The organism is Teichococcus vastitatis (assembly GCF_003604215.1).
In the GTDB taxonomy this organism is placed as follows: domain Bacteria; phylum Pseudomonadota; class Alphaproteobacteria; order Acetobacterales; family Acetobacteraceae; genus Pseudoroseomonas; species Pseudoroseomonas vastitatis.
Genome location: NZ_QXGS01000242.1, coordinates 1 through 534 on the forward strand (window position 1 = coordinate 1; position 534 = coordinate 534).

Annotated in this window: 1 protein-coding gene; it reads left to right on the forward strand. The window is 65.4% G+C overall.

The window, feature by feature from the left end; genetic code table 11:
* Window positions 1–141: 141 nt before the first annotated feature.
* Window positions 142–534 (forward strand): hypothetical protein (locus D2K64_RS24115; RefSeq protein ID WP_120010962.1); only part of this gene is annotated, 393 nt, incomplete at its 3' end.

The window sequence follows — 534 nt, forward strand, 5'->3', positions numbered from 1 at the left end:
CCTGACCCTCGGCGCGATCTCCAAGCGGGCCGCGGGAGCGCAGGTCCGCACGCTGCCGAACGGGCAACCGGAGAAGATCCGCAACATCCGGGGCGAGTTCTGCGGCAGCGTGACGATGCTTCAGCCCGGGAGCAACAGGGCATGAGCGACGTGAACTCCCGTCCCGACTTGTCCAGGATGACCGGCCCGGAAAGCTTGAGGCGGTACATGGCCTATCAGGAACAGCAGGGACGCCAGGATCTCTACTGGGCGGCCTTTCGGAGGCTCTGCGAGATCGAGGGCCGCGCGCATGACGGTCCGCTCGAGACCGACTTCTGGCGCGCGATCATTGCCGGCGAGGAACTCCTGCAGCGGAAACACGGAAAACGGGTTCTGCTCTCCCGCACTCGGCAGAAGATCGGCCGCGTCGGGATCCTAAAAACCGTCGAGGATCTGGTCCAGAAGAAGACCGCGTCGGACGGGTTCGCGCTGCTGGTCGAAGGCGGCCTCCACGATCTGACGGCCGAGTACCTGGCGATCAAACACGCGCACCTC